This is a genomic window from Micromonospora sp. bgisy143 (assembly GCF_057708145.1).
The window spans coordinates 64,983-78,854 of record NZ_JBYIRN010000022.1; the positions used below are offsets into that span (position 1 = coordinate 64,983).

Genomic DNA, 13,872 nt, shown 5'->3' on the forward strand with positions numbered 1-13,872 from the left:
TCTCCACGCGCCGGCCGTCCACAGGGCTAGCCGGGCGCCGGGCGGGTACCCCGGTGGGGTGGGTGACGATCGAGCTGTGGTGCGGGTCCTGCTGGACCGGCGGGGCGACACGTACGCCGAGGAGGCCGGCATCCGGCTCGCCGACCGTCCCGGTCCCCTGTACCAACTGCTGGTGCTGGCCACCCTGCTGAGCACCCGGATCCGGGCGTGCGTCGCGGTCGACGCCGCCCGGGAGTTGTTCGCGGCCGGCTACCGCACGCCGCAGGCGATGGAGGCGGCGAGCTGGCAGCAGCGGGTCGACGCGCTGGGCCGGGGTCACTACCGCCGCTACGACGAGCGCACCGCCACCATGCTGGGCACCGGCGCGCGGTTGTGTCTGGACCGGTGGCACGGCGACCTGCGGCGGCTGCACCGCGACGCCCAGGGCGACCCGGCCGGGCTGCGGCGGCGGCTCACCGAGTTCCCCGGCATCGGGCCCACCGGCGCGGACATCTACCTGCGCGAGGCGCAGACGGTCTGGTCCGACGTGCGCCCGTACGCCGACCGGCGGGCTCTCGCCGGCGCGAAACGGCTGGGCCTGCCGGGCTCACCGGACCGGCTGGCCGCCCTGGTCGACGAGCCGGACTTCGGCCGCCTCGCCTCGGCGCTGGTCCGGGTGGCGCTCGGTGAGGAGTCCGCCGGCGAGGTCAGCCGCGTCGCCGCCGGCTGAGCCGCTCACTTGACGGTCTTGTCCCCCGGTCGGGTCAGATGCCACACCAGCAGCGCGGCGAGCAGCGCCAGGACGATGACCCCGCCGGAGATGCCACGGCCCTCCTCGGGGCTGCGGCCGGTGCTGCCGAAGTAGATCACCGCGAGGCCGGCGAGGACGGTGACGAACGTACGCAACCCTCGGTCCTTCACGTACCGCACCGTAGGCGGGCCACCGTCGTACGGTGGCGTTTCAGGCGGGTTGTCCCTCTTTCGGGGGTCTGTTCACCGTTCGGCGACGAAGCCGCGCAGCCGTACCCGCCGTACCGCCCGGTCGGCGACCTCCACCACCTCGATGGTCAACCCGGGCAACCGCACCGTCTCCCCGGGAGACGCCGGCAGGTGCCGCAACCGGGACAGCACCAGCCCGGCCACCGTGGTGTACTCCCGGGACAGCGGGAAGCTCAGCCGCACGCCCACGTCGGGCAGGTCGTGCAGGGGGAAGTCACCGGGCACCAGCAGTGACCCGTCCGGCTCCCGGACCACCCCGTGCACGTCCCGGTCGGTCTCGTCGTACAGCTCGCCGACGACCTCGGCCAGCAGGTCCTCCAGCGTGACGATGCCGTCGATGCCGCCGTGCTCGTCCACCACCAGGGCCAGCTGCTGGTGTTCCTGGCGCAGTTGGCGCAGCGCGTCGGCGACCGGCAGGGTGACCGGCAGCAGCAGCGGCGGCCGGACCTGCTCCCCCACCGTGCCGACCTCGGCGCGGACCAGGTCGCGGATGTGCACCACGCCGATCACCTCGTCCAGGCCGCCCGGGCGGGTCACCGGCGCGCGGGAGCGGCCGGCGGCGCCGAGCAGCCGTACGCCCTCGGCGGCGGGCAGGTCGGCCGGCAGCGTGGTCACCTCCCGGCGGGCCACCAGGATCTCCCGCAGCGTCCGACCGGCGATGTCGAACGCGCCGGTCAGGATCTCCCGCTGCTGCGCCGACAGGCCCCGCTGACTGGCCAGCATCTCCCGCAGCTCCTCCTCGGTCGTCTCCTCGCGGCTGGCCCGTGGATTTCCGCCGGCCAGTCGGACCACCACGTCGGTCGCCAGGCTGAGCAGCCACACCGCCGGGCGGGACACCCGGGCGAGCAGGTCCAGCGGCCCGGCGCTGAGCAGCGCCCACCGCTCGGCGCGCTGCATGGCGAGGCGCTTCGGCGCCAACTCGCCCACCACCAACGTGACGAAGGTCAGGGCCACCGTCACCAGCAGCACCGCGGCCGGCCGGGCCGCCGCGCCGAGGAAACCCAGCGGGCCGACCAGCGGCTGCGCGAGGGACACCGCGGCGGCCGCCGAGGCGAGGAACCCGGCCAGGGTGATGCCGAGCTGGATGGTGGCCAGGTAGCGGTTCGGGTCCCGGGAGAGCCGTACCAGCCGCTCGCCGGCCCGGCTGCGCCGGCCCAACCGCCGCAACTGCCCCTCGCGCAGCGTCACCAGGGCCATCTCGCTGCCCGACAGCGCGGCGTTGATCAGTACGAGGACGGCCACCAGCGCCAACTGCCCGAGCTGACCGCCCACCGCGCACCTCCGTCCGGACTCCGCCCGCCGTTCAGTAACAGGCCCTAGTCGACCTCCAGGTCGTCCAGCGAGATGCTGTGCGTCATCAACCACCGGGCCAACGCCGTCATGCCGAACAGCCACAGCGGCACCGACTCGGTGGGGCCGTTCGTCGCGTAGATGGCGAACCGCAGGTCCGGGGCGCGGTACGCCTCGATCCGCCACTGGTGCTGCCGGTCCCGCCAGACCGCCGAAGGGTCCATGGCGTCACCGTAGGTGACCGGAGTGGTCCCGGGGGCCGGGTTGGCGTTCAGCTGACGACGACCCGCGCGTCGTCGGGCAGCCGGCGGGTGACGCCGCGCCGGTCCAGCAGCTCCAGCAGCGGCACCGCCACCCGCCGGGTGGTGTCCAGCGCCTGCCGGGCCGCTGACAGGGTGAACGGCTGGGGCAGCCCGGCCAGCACGGTGACCGCCGCGTCGAGCGCGTCGGGCAGCAGCACGACGGCGTCGGCCAGCCGCAGCAACGCGCCGGCGCGTACCGCCGCGCCGATCTCCCGGGGCCCGAGGCCCAGCTCGACGAGGCGGTCCGCCTCCGGGGCGCGGAACGGATGGTCGGCGTACTCGGCGCGGACCCGCCGCACAGCCTGGGCCACCGGGTCGGGCAGGGTGTCGACGGCGGTCGTGCCGACCCGACCGGCGTGCACCCGCAGCGGCGGGCGCACCAGGGCCTCGACCAGCGCCCGGTCGGGCAGGGCCAGGCGCTGCCGCAGCGCGTCGACGGGCATGCCCGGCTCGAGCGGGTGCTCCCGCGCGTAGCGGGTGACCTCCTCGGTCACCTGGTCGCCGAGCAGCCGCCAGTGTCCGGGGTCGGCGAGCCAGTCACCGGCGACCGGGGTGGCCTGTACCGGCACGCCCATCCGACGGAGCGCGCCGACCCGGACCAGGCGTCGGCGGCGCAGCTCACCGGCGAGGTCGGGGCGGCCGTCCAGCTCGGCGAGGACGGCCGCGCGGGCGGCCGCCGCGCCCCGGCGGGTCAGTGGCGGCGGCGCGACGTCGAGGACCCGTACGCCGCCGCAGACGTGGTGACTGCCGGGATCGCGCAGCAGCGCCCGGTCGCCGACGAGCAGCGGCAGCGGGCGGGCCAGCCGGAGCCGGACCGTGTCGACGCCGAGCGGCCGGACCCGCACCGGCACGGCCGCCGAACCGACGTGCAGGGTGAGGGTGGCCGGCAGGTCGGCGGCGGGGTCGCCGGAGAGCCGGACGTCGACGAGGTCGGTGCGGTGGAACCGGCCCGGCGTGAGCAGCGCGTCGCCACGACCGAGTCGGTCCCGGTGCGTACCCCGGAGGTTGACCGCGACCCGGGCGACGGCCGACACCTCCGGGCGGGCCTCGCCCAGGCGGTGCAGGCCGCGGACCCGGACCGGCTCGTCGGCGCCGGCCAGTTCCAGGGTGTCGCCGACGCGGAGCCGGCCGGCGCCCAGCGTTCCGGTGACGACGGTGCCGCTGCCCCGCACGGTGAAGCTGCGGTCCACCCAGAGGCGCACCGGGGCGTCCACCACGGGCTCGGGCAGTCGCGCGACGAGCCGGTCCAGCGCGGCCCGCAACTGCGGCAACCCGGCGCCGGTCAACCCACTGACCGCGACGGTCTCCACCGCTCCGAGGCTGCTCGCCGCGATCTCGGACCGGGCGCGTTCCGCCGCCGGATGAGGGTCGGCGAGGTCCGCGCGGGTCACCACCAGCAGGCCGTGCCCGACGCCGAGCGCGTCGAGCGCGGCCAGGTGCTCGGCGGACTGCGGCATCCACCCCTCGTCGGCGGCGACCACGATCAGCGCGGCCGGCACCGGACCGACGCCCGCGAGCATGTTCGGTACGAACCGCTCGTGCCCGGGTACGTCGACGAACGCGATCGTGCCGCCGGACGGCAGCGTCGTCCAGGCGAATCCCAGGTCGATGGTCATGCCCCGGCGGCGTTCCTCGGCCCACCGGTCGGGTTCCATACCGGTCAACGCCCGGACCAGTGTCGACTTGCCGTGGTCGACGTGCCCGGCGGTGGCGACGACGAACATGCTCAGTCGTCCCCGGATACGCGCAGCACGGCCGCCAGGACCGCGTCGTCGGCGTCGACGGGCACGCAGCGCAGGTCCAGCAGGAGCCGGCCGCGCACCACCCGGCCGAGCACCGGTTGCTCTCCGGTGCGCAGCGGCGCGGCGTACCGCTCGGGCAGGCTCAGCGCCCACGAGCCCAGTTCGACGCCGGGAGCGCCACCGCCGCCGACCACGGCGACCGCCGGGACGACCTCCGCCTTGCGTCCCTCCGCGCCCAGCCGGTCGCGCAGCAGCTCCACCCGGCGGCGCAGAGCGGCCGGGTCGGTGTGCAGCGCGCTCCGGGTCGGGGTGTCCGGACGGTGCAGGGTGGCGGCCAGCGCCGCCAGGGTCAGCTTGTCCACGCGCAGCGCCCGAGCGAGGGGGTGGCGGCGTAACCGTTCGACAAGCGTGGCGTCGCCGAGCAGCAGGCCGGCCTGGGGGCCGCCGAGCAGCTTGTCGCCGCTCGCGGTGACCAGGGCCGCGCCGGCGCGCAGGGTGCTGGCCGCGTCGGGCTCGTCGGGCAGCAGCGGGTCCGCCGCGAGGAGTCCGGAGCCGATGTCGGCGACCACCGGCACGTCGAGGGTGGCGAGGCGGCGTACCGGCACGGCCGAGGTGAAGCCGGTGACCTGGAAGTTCGACGGGTGCACCTTCAGCACGAACCCGGTGCGGTCACCGACTGCGGCGGCGTAGTCGTCGAGGGTGGTGCGGTTGGTGGTGCCCACCTCGCGCAGCCGCGCGCCGGTGCTCTCCAGCAGGTCGGGCAGGCGGAAACCGTCGCCGATCTCGACCAGCTCACCGCGGCTGACCACGATCTCGCGGCCGGCGGCCAACGCCGTGGCCGCCAGCACCAGCGCGGCGGCGCCGTTGTTGACCACGTGTACGGCGGCGGCGTCCGGCACGGCGGCGGCGAGCGCGTCGAGGGCGTCGCGGCCCCGGCGGGCGCGGCGTCCGGTGGTCAGGTCCAGTTCGACGTCGGTGTGCCCGGCGGCGGCGACGACCGCCGCGACGGCGGTCGGCGACAGCGCCGCCCGACCGAGGTTGGTGTGCAGCACGACGCCGGTAGCGTTGAGCACCGACCGGGGGCCGGGCGCGGGCAGCGCGGCGACGGATGCGTCCCGTACCTCGTCGGGGGTGATCTCACCGCGTCGGGCCCGCGTCTGCGCCTGCACGACGGCGGCCTTGACCCGGTCCCGGCCGAGGGTGGCGATGGCCGCCGCCAGCTGCGGATCGGCCAGGAGGGTGTCGGTGCGGGGCACCCGACGCCGCGGGTCCTCGCTGCCGTCACGCATCACGTCACTCCTGCCGCCGTTGGCGGAGACGGACGGGAATCGAACCCGCCTGGCCCGGGTCCCGGACCACACCGGTTTTGAAGACCGGGAGGGGCACCAGCCGCCTGAACGCCTCCGTCGCACATTCGATCACAACGGCGGTGCGAGCGCTCAGTCAGTCGCCGGATCCGCCTCGGTCCGCCGGGCGTTCACCCGCTCGCGTTGCGGCACGACCGTGTAGCGGGGGTCGCGGGCGGACGCGACACCGCCGTAGAAGATGCCGAACCGGGTGGCGACCGACGCGCTCAGCAGGGCGGCTCCGGACAACGCCCCGGCGGCGCGACTGCGCCGGCCCAGCAGCGCCCCGGCCACCCCGGCGGCGGTCAGCAGCCGGCCGGCGCGCAGCAGCCGACCTGGCCGGCCCGTCCGGTAGGGCTCGCTGAGCAGCCCGAGGCGGGTCTCCACCCGGTGCGCGCCGTACAGCTCCAGGGCCGCGCCGGCCACCGCCATCCGGCGGGCCGGCCCGGCCTGCGCCGGCGGCGCGGCGAGCAGACCGACGCCCGCGCCGCTGGCCAGCGCGCTGCCCGCGAAGATGACCGGCAGTTCGGGGTACGCCTCGTGCCACGACGGCACCGCCGTGTCGGCGAGCAGGACCCCGGTGTACGTCGCCAGGGCCGGTGCGGTGGCGGCGGCGACCAGCCCGGCGGCGTGCCCGGCCGGTGGCAGGGCCCGGGCGACCAGCCCGAGCGGCCCGGTTCGGGGCAGCCAGCGGGCGGTCTCGGCGATCGCCGCCACTCCGGCGGCCGGCCCGAACGCGCTGAGGATCCAGGTGCCGACCGACATGGGCGAGGTCAGCTTGGCGACCCGGAGCATGTGGTGGAACCGCTCCGGCCGGCCCAGGTCCCTGATGAGGAAGACGGCGCTGGCGCTGACGGCGCCGAGCGCGGTGACCCGGCCGGCGCGGCGTAGCGCCGGTCGCCGGGTGAGTTGACCGCCCGCGGCCAGCAGCGACGAGCCGGCGGCCAACCCGCCGGTGAACAGGTACGCGGCGATGTCCCACTTCCAGACCGGGGCCTTGAGGACGGGCCGGCCGTAGTAGGAGGTGAACTCGGCCTCGGGGACCCGCAGTTCCTCCGCGCCGCCGCGTCGACCGCGCCGGGAGCGCCGCGCGGCGTTCTCCTCGGGTTGCGGCGTCCGATCCTCGTGGGCCGTTGCCGGCACGGCCACGTCGGTGCCGTCCTGCGCCTGCCGTTGGGTCGGCAGGTCGGGGCTCGTGGCGACGAGGCGGTCGCGGAACCGGCGGAAGCGGTCGCCCACGGGAAGGCGCTCCGGACTCACGAGGATCTCCCCACGAACGCGGCGACGGTGGCCGCCGCCATGGCGAGGGCGGCGATGCCGGCGCGTTTCCACATCGCCGGTAGGTCCCGGGTGGTCACCACCGGGTCCGGTGGCAGCCCGTACACCTCGGGCTCGTCCAACAGCAGGAAGAACGCCCCGTCACCACCCACACCATCGTTCGGGTCGTGCCCGTACAACCGCGCCTCGGGCACACCCCGCTCGTGCAGTGTCGCCACCCGCGCCGCCGCGCGGTCGCGCAACTCCTCCAGGGGCCCGTACTGGATCGACTCGGTCGGACACGCCTGCGCACACGCCGGCGTCATCCCCGCACCCAGACGGTCATAACACAGCGTGCACTTCCACGCCCGACCATCACCCCGACGCTGATCGATCACCCCGTACGGACACGCCGAAATGCAGTACCCACACCCGTTGCAGATGTCCTCCTGCACCACCACCGTCCCGAACTCGGTGCGGAACAACGACCCCGTCGGACACACATCCAAACAAGCCGCATGCGTGCAGTGCTTACACACATCCGACATCATCAACCAACGAAAATCACTGCGACCCTCCACACCGGTACCCCGCCCCGGCGGCTGCGCCCCCGGCATACCCAGGAACTGCGGCCCCGCGCCGCCGTTGGTCGGGGCGCTGTCGGTCGGGGCGCTGTCGGCCATCCGCGCGGCGGCCGACGGTGACCCGGGTGGCAGGCCCGGTTCGGTGCCGGTCGACCCGGTCGTGCCGGCGGCGACCGCCGCCGACGTCGCGCTGACCGTGGTACCGGTGAGCGTGCCCGCGAACGCCGCACCGCCGTGCCCCGCCGGGCGCGGCTGTTCGACGAACGCGACGTGCCGCCACGAGTTCGCCGTCAACGCCCCGGTGTTGTCGTACGACATCCCCAACAGATCGAAGCCGCTCTCCGGAACCCCGTTCCACTCCTTGCACGCCACCTCACACGCCTTGCACCCGATACACACACTCGTGTCGGTGAAGAACCCCATCCGCTCCGGCGCGTCCACATAACCCGCGTCCGGCGCCGGATCGAGCGGCCCGTAGAGGCTGTTCGGGTCAGGAATCACCGCTGCCCTTCCCGTCCTGGTCGGTGGTGACGGCCGGCGCGTGTCCACCCGGGGTGATCCCGGCCCGCCGCTGGTAGTCGGCGACCAGGTCGAGCAGGGCAGGCCCGGTGGGCCGCCGGCCGGGCCGCACGTCGCAGGTACCGATCTTGCTCTCCTGGATGAGGACGTTCGGGTCCAGGGTGATGCCGAACAGGTCGTTGGCCGAGTCGCCGGTGACCAGACCCTCGAAACCGAAGTGGTACGGCAGCCACACCTGGTGGATGACCCGACCGTCCACCCGCAACGGGGTGAGCCGGTCGGTGACCAGCACCTTCGCCTCGATCACCGCCCGACCGCTGACCAGGTGCGCCCAGCCGAGGTGCGCCAACCCGGTCTCGGCGGCCAACTCCGGCGACACCTCGACGAACATCTCCGGCTGCAACTCGGCCAGGGGCCGTACGGTCCGGCTCATCCCACCGGCGGTGTGGTGCTCGGTGAGCCGGCTGACCGTGAAGACGTACGGGAAGACCTGACTGTGCTCCTGCGGCGGGCTCGGGTTGACCGAGTTCACCGGGTGCGCGTACGACTTGCGGGTCGGGTTGGCCTGCTGGCGGTAGAGCGGGTTACGCACCGGCGACTCGACCGGCTCGTAATGGGTCGGCAGCGGCCCGTCAAGGACGCCGCTGGGCGCGTACAGCCAACCCTTGCCGTCACCCTGCATGACGAACGGGTCGTCACCGGCGATCCCCTCCGGACCGGACGCCCCGGCCGGCGGCCGGTACGACGGCGGTTTGGTCTTCTCGAAGTCCGGCACGTCGTGACCGGTCCACTCGCCCTTGTCCGGGTCCCACCAGACGTAGCGTTTGCGCTCGCTCCACGGGTTGCCGTCCGGGTCGGCCGAGGCGCGGTTGTAGAGGATCCGCCGGTTCGCCGGCCACGCCCAACCCCACTCGGCGGCCACCCAGTCCTGCTCGTGTCGGGACTTGCGGCGGGCGGCCTGGTTGACGCCGTCGGCGTACACGCCCGTGTAGATCCAGCAGCCGACGGCGGTGGAGCCGTCGTCGCGGGCCTCGGCGAAACTGGACAGCGGTCGGCCGGTCGGCACGTCGTACCCGTTGATCTCGCGCAGGACCGCCTCGGCGCTCGGCTCCGCGTGCGGACCGTGCGTGGGGTAGTCCCAGGTGAGGTCGAGCAGCGCCCGGTCGCGCGGCAGTGCCGAGCCGGCCAGCTTCTCCCGCAGCCGGCGGCCGAGGTGGTAGAAGAACCACAGCTCGGAGCGGGCGTCGCCCGGCGGTTCGACGGCCTTCTCCCGCCACTGCAACAACCGCTGCGTCTGGGTGAACGTGCCCTCCTTCTCCACGTGGGAGGCTGCGGGCAGGAAGAAGACCTCGGTGCGGCACTCCTCGGGCACGATCTCGCCGGTGGCCACCTCGGGGCCGTTCTGCCAGAAGGTCGCGCTCTCGATCATGAACAGGTCGCGGACCACCAGCCAGTCGAGGTTGGCCATGCCGAGGCGCTGCGCGCGGCCGTGCGCGGACCCGACGGCCGGGTTCTGGCCGAGCAGGAAGTACCCCTTGGTCTTCCCGTCGATCATGTTGAGGACCTGCTGGTAGGTGCCGTGGTCGCCGGTCATCCGGGGCAGGTAGCCGTAGCAGAAGTCGTTCTCCGGCGTCGCGGCGTCTCCCCAGTACGCCTTGAGCAGGCTGGCGGCGAACGACCGGGCGTTGCCCCAGAAGCCCTTCTGCCCGGGGTGCCGGATGCTGTCCACCCACTCGTCGAAGCTGGGGTGGTCGGCGTGGTGCGGCATGGGCAGGTAGCCGGGCAGCAGGTTGAACAGGGTCGGGATGTCGGTGGAGCCCTGGATGCTGGCGTGCCCGCGCAGCGCCATCACCCCACCGCCGGGCCGGCCCATGTTGCCCAGCAGCAACTGGATGATCGCCCCGGCCCGGATGTACTGCACGCCGACGCTGTGCTGCGTCCAGCCCACCGAGTAGATGAGCATGCCGGTGCGTTCCCGACCGGAGTTCGCCGTCCACTCCCGCGCGAGTTCGAGGAACTTCTCCTGCGGAATCCCGCAGACCCGCTCGACCATCTCCGGGGTGTAGCGGGCGTAGTGCCGCTTGAGGATCTGGTAGACGCACCGTGGGTGCTGCAACGTCTCGTCCCGCTGGGTCTGCCCGCCGACCTCCGCGCCGTGCGACTCGTGCTCCAGTCCGGCCGCCGTGTCCCGCTCCTTGGCGGTGTGCCCACTGCCCGAGGAGTCCTCGTGCCCCTCGTACTGCCAGCTGTCCTGCACGTAGCTGCCGGTCTCCGGATCGAAGCCGGAGAAGAAGCCGTCGCCGTCCTCGGTGTCGCTGAACTGGTCACTGACGATCGTCGCCGCGTTGGTGTAGGCGAGGACGTACTCGCGGAAGTCCAACTCGTTGTCGAGGATGTAGCGGATCACCCCACCGAGCAGCGCGATGTCCGTCCCCGCCCGGATCGGCAGGTACGCGTCGGCCACCGCGCTCGTCCGCGTGAAGCGGGGGTCCACATGGAACACCTTCGCCCCGCGGCGCTTGGCCTCCATCACCCACTGGAAACCCACCGGATGGGCTTCCGCCATGTTGGAGCCCTGGATGACGATGACGTCAGCGTTGGCGATGTCCTGCTGGAAGTCCGTCGCACCGCCACGACCGAAGCTGGCCCCCAGACCGGGGACGGTGGCAGAGTGTCAAATACGCGCCTGGTTCTCGATCTGCAACGCCCCCATCGCCGTGAACAACTTCTTGATGAGGTAGTTCTCCTCGTTGTCCAGCGTGGCGCCACCGAGGCTGGAGATGCCCAACGTCCGGTTCAAGGGTCGGCCCTGCTCGTCGCGGTCCTCCCAGGTCTCCTCGCGGGCGGCGAGGATCCGATCGGCGATCATGTCGAGGGCCGTGTCGAGGTCCAGGTCCTCCCACTGCGTCGCGTACGGCCGGCGGTAGCGGACGGTGGTCTGGCGCAGCGGACTCGTCACCAGGCTCTTGCTGGCCGACCCCTTGGGACACAGGCGGCCCCGCGAGATCGGACTGTCCGGATCACCCTCGATCTGCGTGACCCGGCCGTCGCTGACGAACACCCGCTGACCACACCCCACCGCGCAGTACGGACACACCGACCGCGCGACACTGTCGGCCTCCTCGGTACGCGCCGTCAGCGCGGCGGAGCGCGCCGACTTGGCCGCGGCGCCCCGACCGAGTGGGTCGGTGCCGGCGAGCTGGCGGTACACCGGCCAACCCTCGATGAACGTCCGAAGACCCATCCCGACACCTCCCTCGCGTGCGAGCGACCCCCCGAACATAGGTCAGATGAGGAGTCTTCGCTAATCGAGGGAACGGCCCCATCGGTGCAGGCCCCACATCAACGCCGGGATCATCACCGCCGCGGCGACCAGGTGCAGGACCACGAGAGCCGCGACCGTGGCGGCAGCGGCCCCACAGAGGAACGGCGGGACCAGCGAGATCGCGGTCAGCGCGACGGTCGTCCACCGGAACCGCTCGGCGGGACGCGCGCTGAACCGACCGAGAACGACGGCGAGAACGACGCCGACGAGCGAGAAGGCACCCGTCACCACGGCGAACCCGGCCAGCGGAATCGTCTCGCCGCCCTCGGGGATCTCGAAGTCGACACCGGCGGCCCCGGCGAGCGCGGCCGCGACAGTGGTCGTGGTCATCGCCGCCACGGTGGCGACCAGACCGACGGCGGCAAGGCCGAGGAGTCGGCGCGGAGGATGGGTCGGGGCCACGACGCTCACTTCGCACCACCCGCCGGCAGGCGCTCCGGCAGCCCCAGCCGCGGAAACCGGTCGGCGTGGAAGATGACGATCTCGGTGATCGCGCCGCCGGTGACGCGCAGGACGTCGATGGTCAACGGCAGGTACGCGCCGTCGGACTCCCGCCAGTGGTAGAACGCGACGGCGGGCTGCCGGTTCACCGAGGTCGCGACGCCGCGCAGGCCCGTCATCCGGTCGAACCCGTCCGCGATCCAGTCGCTCACCACCGCGTCCCGGCCCACGTGCAGACCCGGGGTGGGCGGCATCGAACAGCGCACATCCTCGCGCAACATCGTGGTGAGCCGGCCGATGTCCGTGGCGACGCTCGCCTCGGTGAAGTGCCGCACCAGCTCGCGCGTACCGGCGTCCTGCTCGCCGCCCGTCCAGTCCTGCCGCTCGGCGGGCAGGTGCTCCCGCATGCCGGCCCGAGCCCGCTGCAACGCGCTGTTCACCGAGTTGACCGAGTCCCCGAGCAGGTCGGCGACGTCCTTCGCGGGCCACCCGAGCACGTCCCGCAGGATCAGCACGGCCCGGGGACGCGGCGCGAGGTGCTGGACCGCCACCACGTACGCCAGCTCGATCGTCTCCCGCGCCACCGCGACCGCCTCCGGCTCGTCCGCGTCGCCCGCCGGCACCTCGTCGAGCAGCCGGTCCGGATACGGCTGCAACCACCGCACCTCGCCGCCCCGGGCCGGCTCCGGACGGCACCGGGCCAAAAAGTCCAGGCAGACGTTGGTGGCGATCCGGTACAGCCAGGCCCGCACCGTCGACCGGCCCGCGAACGTCTCCCGCCGCCGCCAGGCCCGCAGGAACGTCTCCTGCACAGTGTCCTCGGCGTCCTCGAACGACCCGAGCATCCGGTAGCAGTGCACGTGCAACTCCCGCCGGTGCCGCTGCGCCAACCCCGCGAAGGCCGTCTCGTCGACCTCCGCCAGCGCGCCCGCGCTCCCACTCCGCGTGTCCGTACCCGTCACGTCATGCTCCCGTCTCGTCGTGTCCCGTCACACCTATGACGGGCGCGGGCCCGAGAACTCATCACCCGCGCCGGACGCTCCTCGGCGACACCCGCACCGACGGGCGTTACCCTGACACCATGCAGGCCGTCTCGCCCACCGCGACCGGCGTGGCCTTCCTGGCCCGCCCGGGTCGCCCGGCCGTCGTGGCGCGAACGCTCACCGAGCTGACCGGCCCCACCCGCGGCGTGGTCGAACTGCCGGTCCGGTTGATGTGGAACGCCGAGCGCACCTTCGACCTCGGCGACCTCGACCAACTGCTCTGGATGTACGAGAACGTGCTGCGCGAGACGGCCAGCGCCGACGACCTGCGCACCCTCATCAACGGACGCACCCTGCGGCGGGTGTGGCGGCTGCTCAACCTCCCCCGGGGCGTCCGCCTGGCCTGGGAGAGCCGGCACCGCGGCCTGCGCGCGGCGTGATCGCACCCCACCTGCACGACTTCTACCGGGAGGTCGCCCGGGTGGCGTTGACCGCCGCCGGGCCCTACCGGTTCGTGCTCGGCGGCGGGGTGGCCTGGGCCGCGCACGGACTGGTGGCCCGGCCCACCGAGGACGTGGACCTCTTCGCCGACGTGGAGGGCGCCGCCGCCGCGGCCACCGCCGGAGTACGCGCCGCGCTCGAACGCGCCGGGTTCACCGTCACCGACGCCGACCCGGACAGCGACCTCGCCGACCTGTTCGACGGGTACGGCCGGGACATGAAGGACTTCGTGGTGAGCCGCGACGGGCGACAGATCCGGCTCAGCCTGGCCCGACTCGACCGGCAGCAGAGCCCGGTGGTGATGGACCTCGGCCCGGTGATGGACGTCCGCGACCTGGTCGCCAACAAGATCGCGGCGCTGGTCAACCGGCGGGAGGTCCGCGACTTCATCGACGTCGCGGCGGCGCTCGAGCACTACGACGTGACGCAACTGCTGGTGCTGGCCCGGCAGGTCGACCCCGCGCTCGACCCGGACGACGTCCGTGCCGCCGGCCGCTACCTCGACCGGCTGAACGACACCCGGTTCGGCAGGTACGGCCTGAGCCCCGACGACGTCACCCGGGTGCGCCGGCGCTTCACCGACTGGCCGCGCTGAGACCGAGCG

Annotated in this window: 13 protein-coding genes and 1 tRNA gene; 3 read left to right on the forward strand and 11 right to left on the reverse strand. The window is 73.5% G+C overall.

Annotated elements, in window-relative coordinates:
* Window positions 1-58: 58 nt before the first annotated feature.
* Complete coding sequence (locus AC3EN4_RS23440; protein ID WP_422740277.1) at window positions 59-709, forward strand: HhH-GDP family DNA glycosylase; 651 nt, start codon at window positions 59-61, stop codon at window positions 707-709.
* Between the two features lie 5 nt (window positions 710-714).
* Here the strand turns inward: AC3EN4_RS23440 and AC3EN4_RS23445 are convergent, their stop codons facing one another.
* The 11 genes from AC3EN4_RS23445 to AC3EN4_RS23495 all read right to left on the reverse strand — a co-directional run bounded on the left by AC3EN4_RS23445 (window position 715) and on the right by AC3EN4_RS23495 (window position 12,746).
* Window positions 715-900, reverse strand: coding sequence for a hypothetical protein (locus AC3EN4_RS23445; RefSeq protein ID WP_355244916.1), 186 nt, complete (start codon window positions 898-900; stop codon window positions 715-717).
* A gap of 72 nt (window positions 901-972) precedes the next feature.
* Window positions 973-2,250, reverse strand: a complete 1,278-nt coding sequence (locus AC3EN4_RS23450) for a hemolysin family protein (protein ID WP_435207839.1) — start codon at window positions 2,248-2,250, stop codon at window positions 973-975.
* A gap of 44 nt (window positions 2,251-2,294) precedes the next feature.
* Complete coding sequence (locus tag AC3EN4_RS23455) at window positions 2,295-2,492, reverse strand: hypothetical protein (RefSeq protein ID WP_145781709.1); 198 nt, start codon at window positions 2,490-2,492, stop codon at window positions 2,295-2,297.
* 47 nt (window positions 2,493-2,539) lie between these two features.
* Window positions 2,540-4,294 carry a selenocysteine-specific translation elongation factor gene (gene selB / locus AC3EN4_RS23460; RefSeq protein WP_435207840.1) on the reverse strand — a complete coding sequence of 585 codons (1,755 nt, stop codon included), beginning with the start codon at window positions 4,292-4,294 and terminating at the stop codon, window positions 2,540-2,542.
* Between the two features lie 2 nt (window positions 4,295-4,296).
* Window positions 4,297-5,601 (reverse strand): L-seryl-tRNA(Sec) selenium transferase, encoded by a 1,305-nt coding sequence (gene selA / locus AC3EN4_RS23465; protein WP_435207841.1) that lies wholly within the window; start codon window positions 5,599-5,601, stop codon window positions 4,297-4,299.
* Between the two features lie 20 nt (window positions 5,602-5,621).
* Window positions 5,622-5,717, reverse strand: a tRNA-Sec gene (locus AC3EN4_RS23470).
* Window positions 5,718-5,751: 34 nt separating this feature from the next.
* Window positions 5,752-6,708, reverse strand: coding sequence for an NrfD/PsrC family molybdoenzyme membrane anchor subunit (gene nrfD, locus AC3EN4_RS23475; protein ID WP_435207871.1), 957 nt, complete (start codon window positions 6,706-6,708; stop codon window positions 5,752-5,754).
* Window positions 6,709-6,914: 206 nt separating this feature from the next.
* On the reverse strand, window positions 6,915-7,997 hold the full coding sequence (locus tag AC3EN4_RS23480; protein WP_435207872.1) for a 4Fe-4S dicluster domain-containing protein: 1,083 nt from the start codon (window positions 7,995-7,997) through the stop codon (window positions 6,915-6,917).
* Complete coding sequence (gene fdh / locus AC3EN4_RS23485; protein WP_435207842.1) at window positions 7,990-11,262, reverse strand: formate dehydrogenase; 3,273 nt, start codon at window positions 11,260-11,262, stop codon at window positions 7,990-7,992. Before fdh ends, AC3EN4_RS23480 begins: the two co-directional genes overlap by 8 nt.
* A gap of 60 nt (window positions 11,263-11,322) precedes the next feature.
* Window positions 11,323-11,754 (reverse strand): DUF6069 family protein, encoded by a 432-nt coding sequence (locus AC3EN4_RS23490; protein WP_435207843.1) that lies wholly within the window; start codon window positions 11,752-11,754, stop codon window positions 11,323-11,325.
* Entirely contained in the window at window positions 11,751-12,746 is a 996-nt protein-coding gene (locus AC3EN4_RS23495) for an RNA polymerase subunit sigma-70 (RefSeq protein WP_435207844.1), read from the reverse strand. Before AC3EN4_RS23495 ends, AC3EN4_RS23490 begins: the two co-directional genes overlap by 4 nt.
* 119 nt (window positions 12,747-12,865) lie before the next feature.
* Between AC3EN4_RS23495 and AC3EN4_RS23500 the strand changes: the two genes are divergently transcribed.
* Both AC3EN4_RS23500 and AC3EN4_RS23505 read left to right on the forward strand, forming a co-directional pair.
* Window positions 12,866-13,207: a hypothetical protein gene (locus AC3EN4_RS23500; protein ID WP_435207845.1), complete on the forward strand. Its 342-nt coding sequence runs from the start codon at window positions 12,866-12,868 to the stop codon at window positions 13,205-13,207.
* The gene (locus tag AC3EN4_RS23505; protein ID WP_435207846.1) at window positions 13,204-13,863 is read left to right on the forward strand and encodes a nucleotidyl transferase AbiEii/AbiGii toxin family protein; all 660 of its coding nucleotides are present in this window, start codon (window positions 13,204-13,206) and stop codon (window positions 13,861-13,863) included. The genes AC3EN4_RS23500 and AC3EN4_RS23505 overlap by 4 nt, the downstream gene beginning before the upstream one ends.
* Window positions 13,864-13,872 lie beyond the last annotated feature (9 nt).

Bases quoted from the DNA above. Each gene is read 5' to 3' on its own strand.
- AC3EN4_RS23500 (WP_435207845.1), top strand. From the start codon at position 12,866: ATGCAGGCCGTCTCGCCCACCGCGACCGGCGTGGCCTTCCTGGCCCGC.
- selB (WP_435207840.1), bottom strand. From the start codon at position 4,294: ATGTTCGTCGTCGCCACCGCCGGGCACGTCGACCACGGCAAGTCGACA.
- AC3EN4_RS23455 (WP_145781709.1), bottom strand. From the start codon at position 2,492: ATGGACCCTTCGGCGGTCTGGCGGGACCGGCAGCACCAGTGGCGGATC.
- selA (WP_435207841.1), bottom strand. From the start codon at position 5,601: ATGCGTGACGGCAGCGAGGACCCGCGGCGTCGGGTGCCCCGCACCGAC.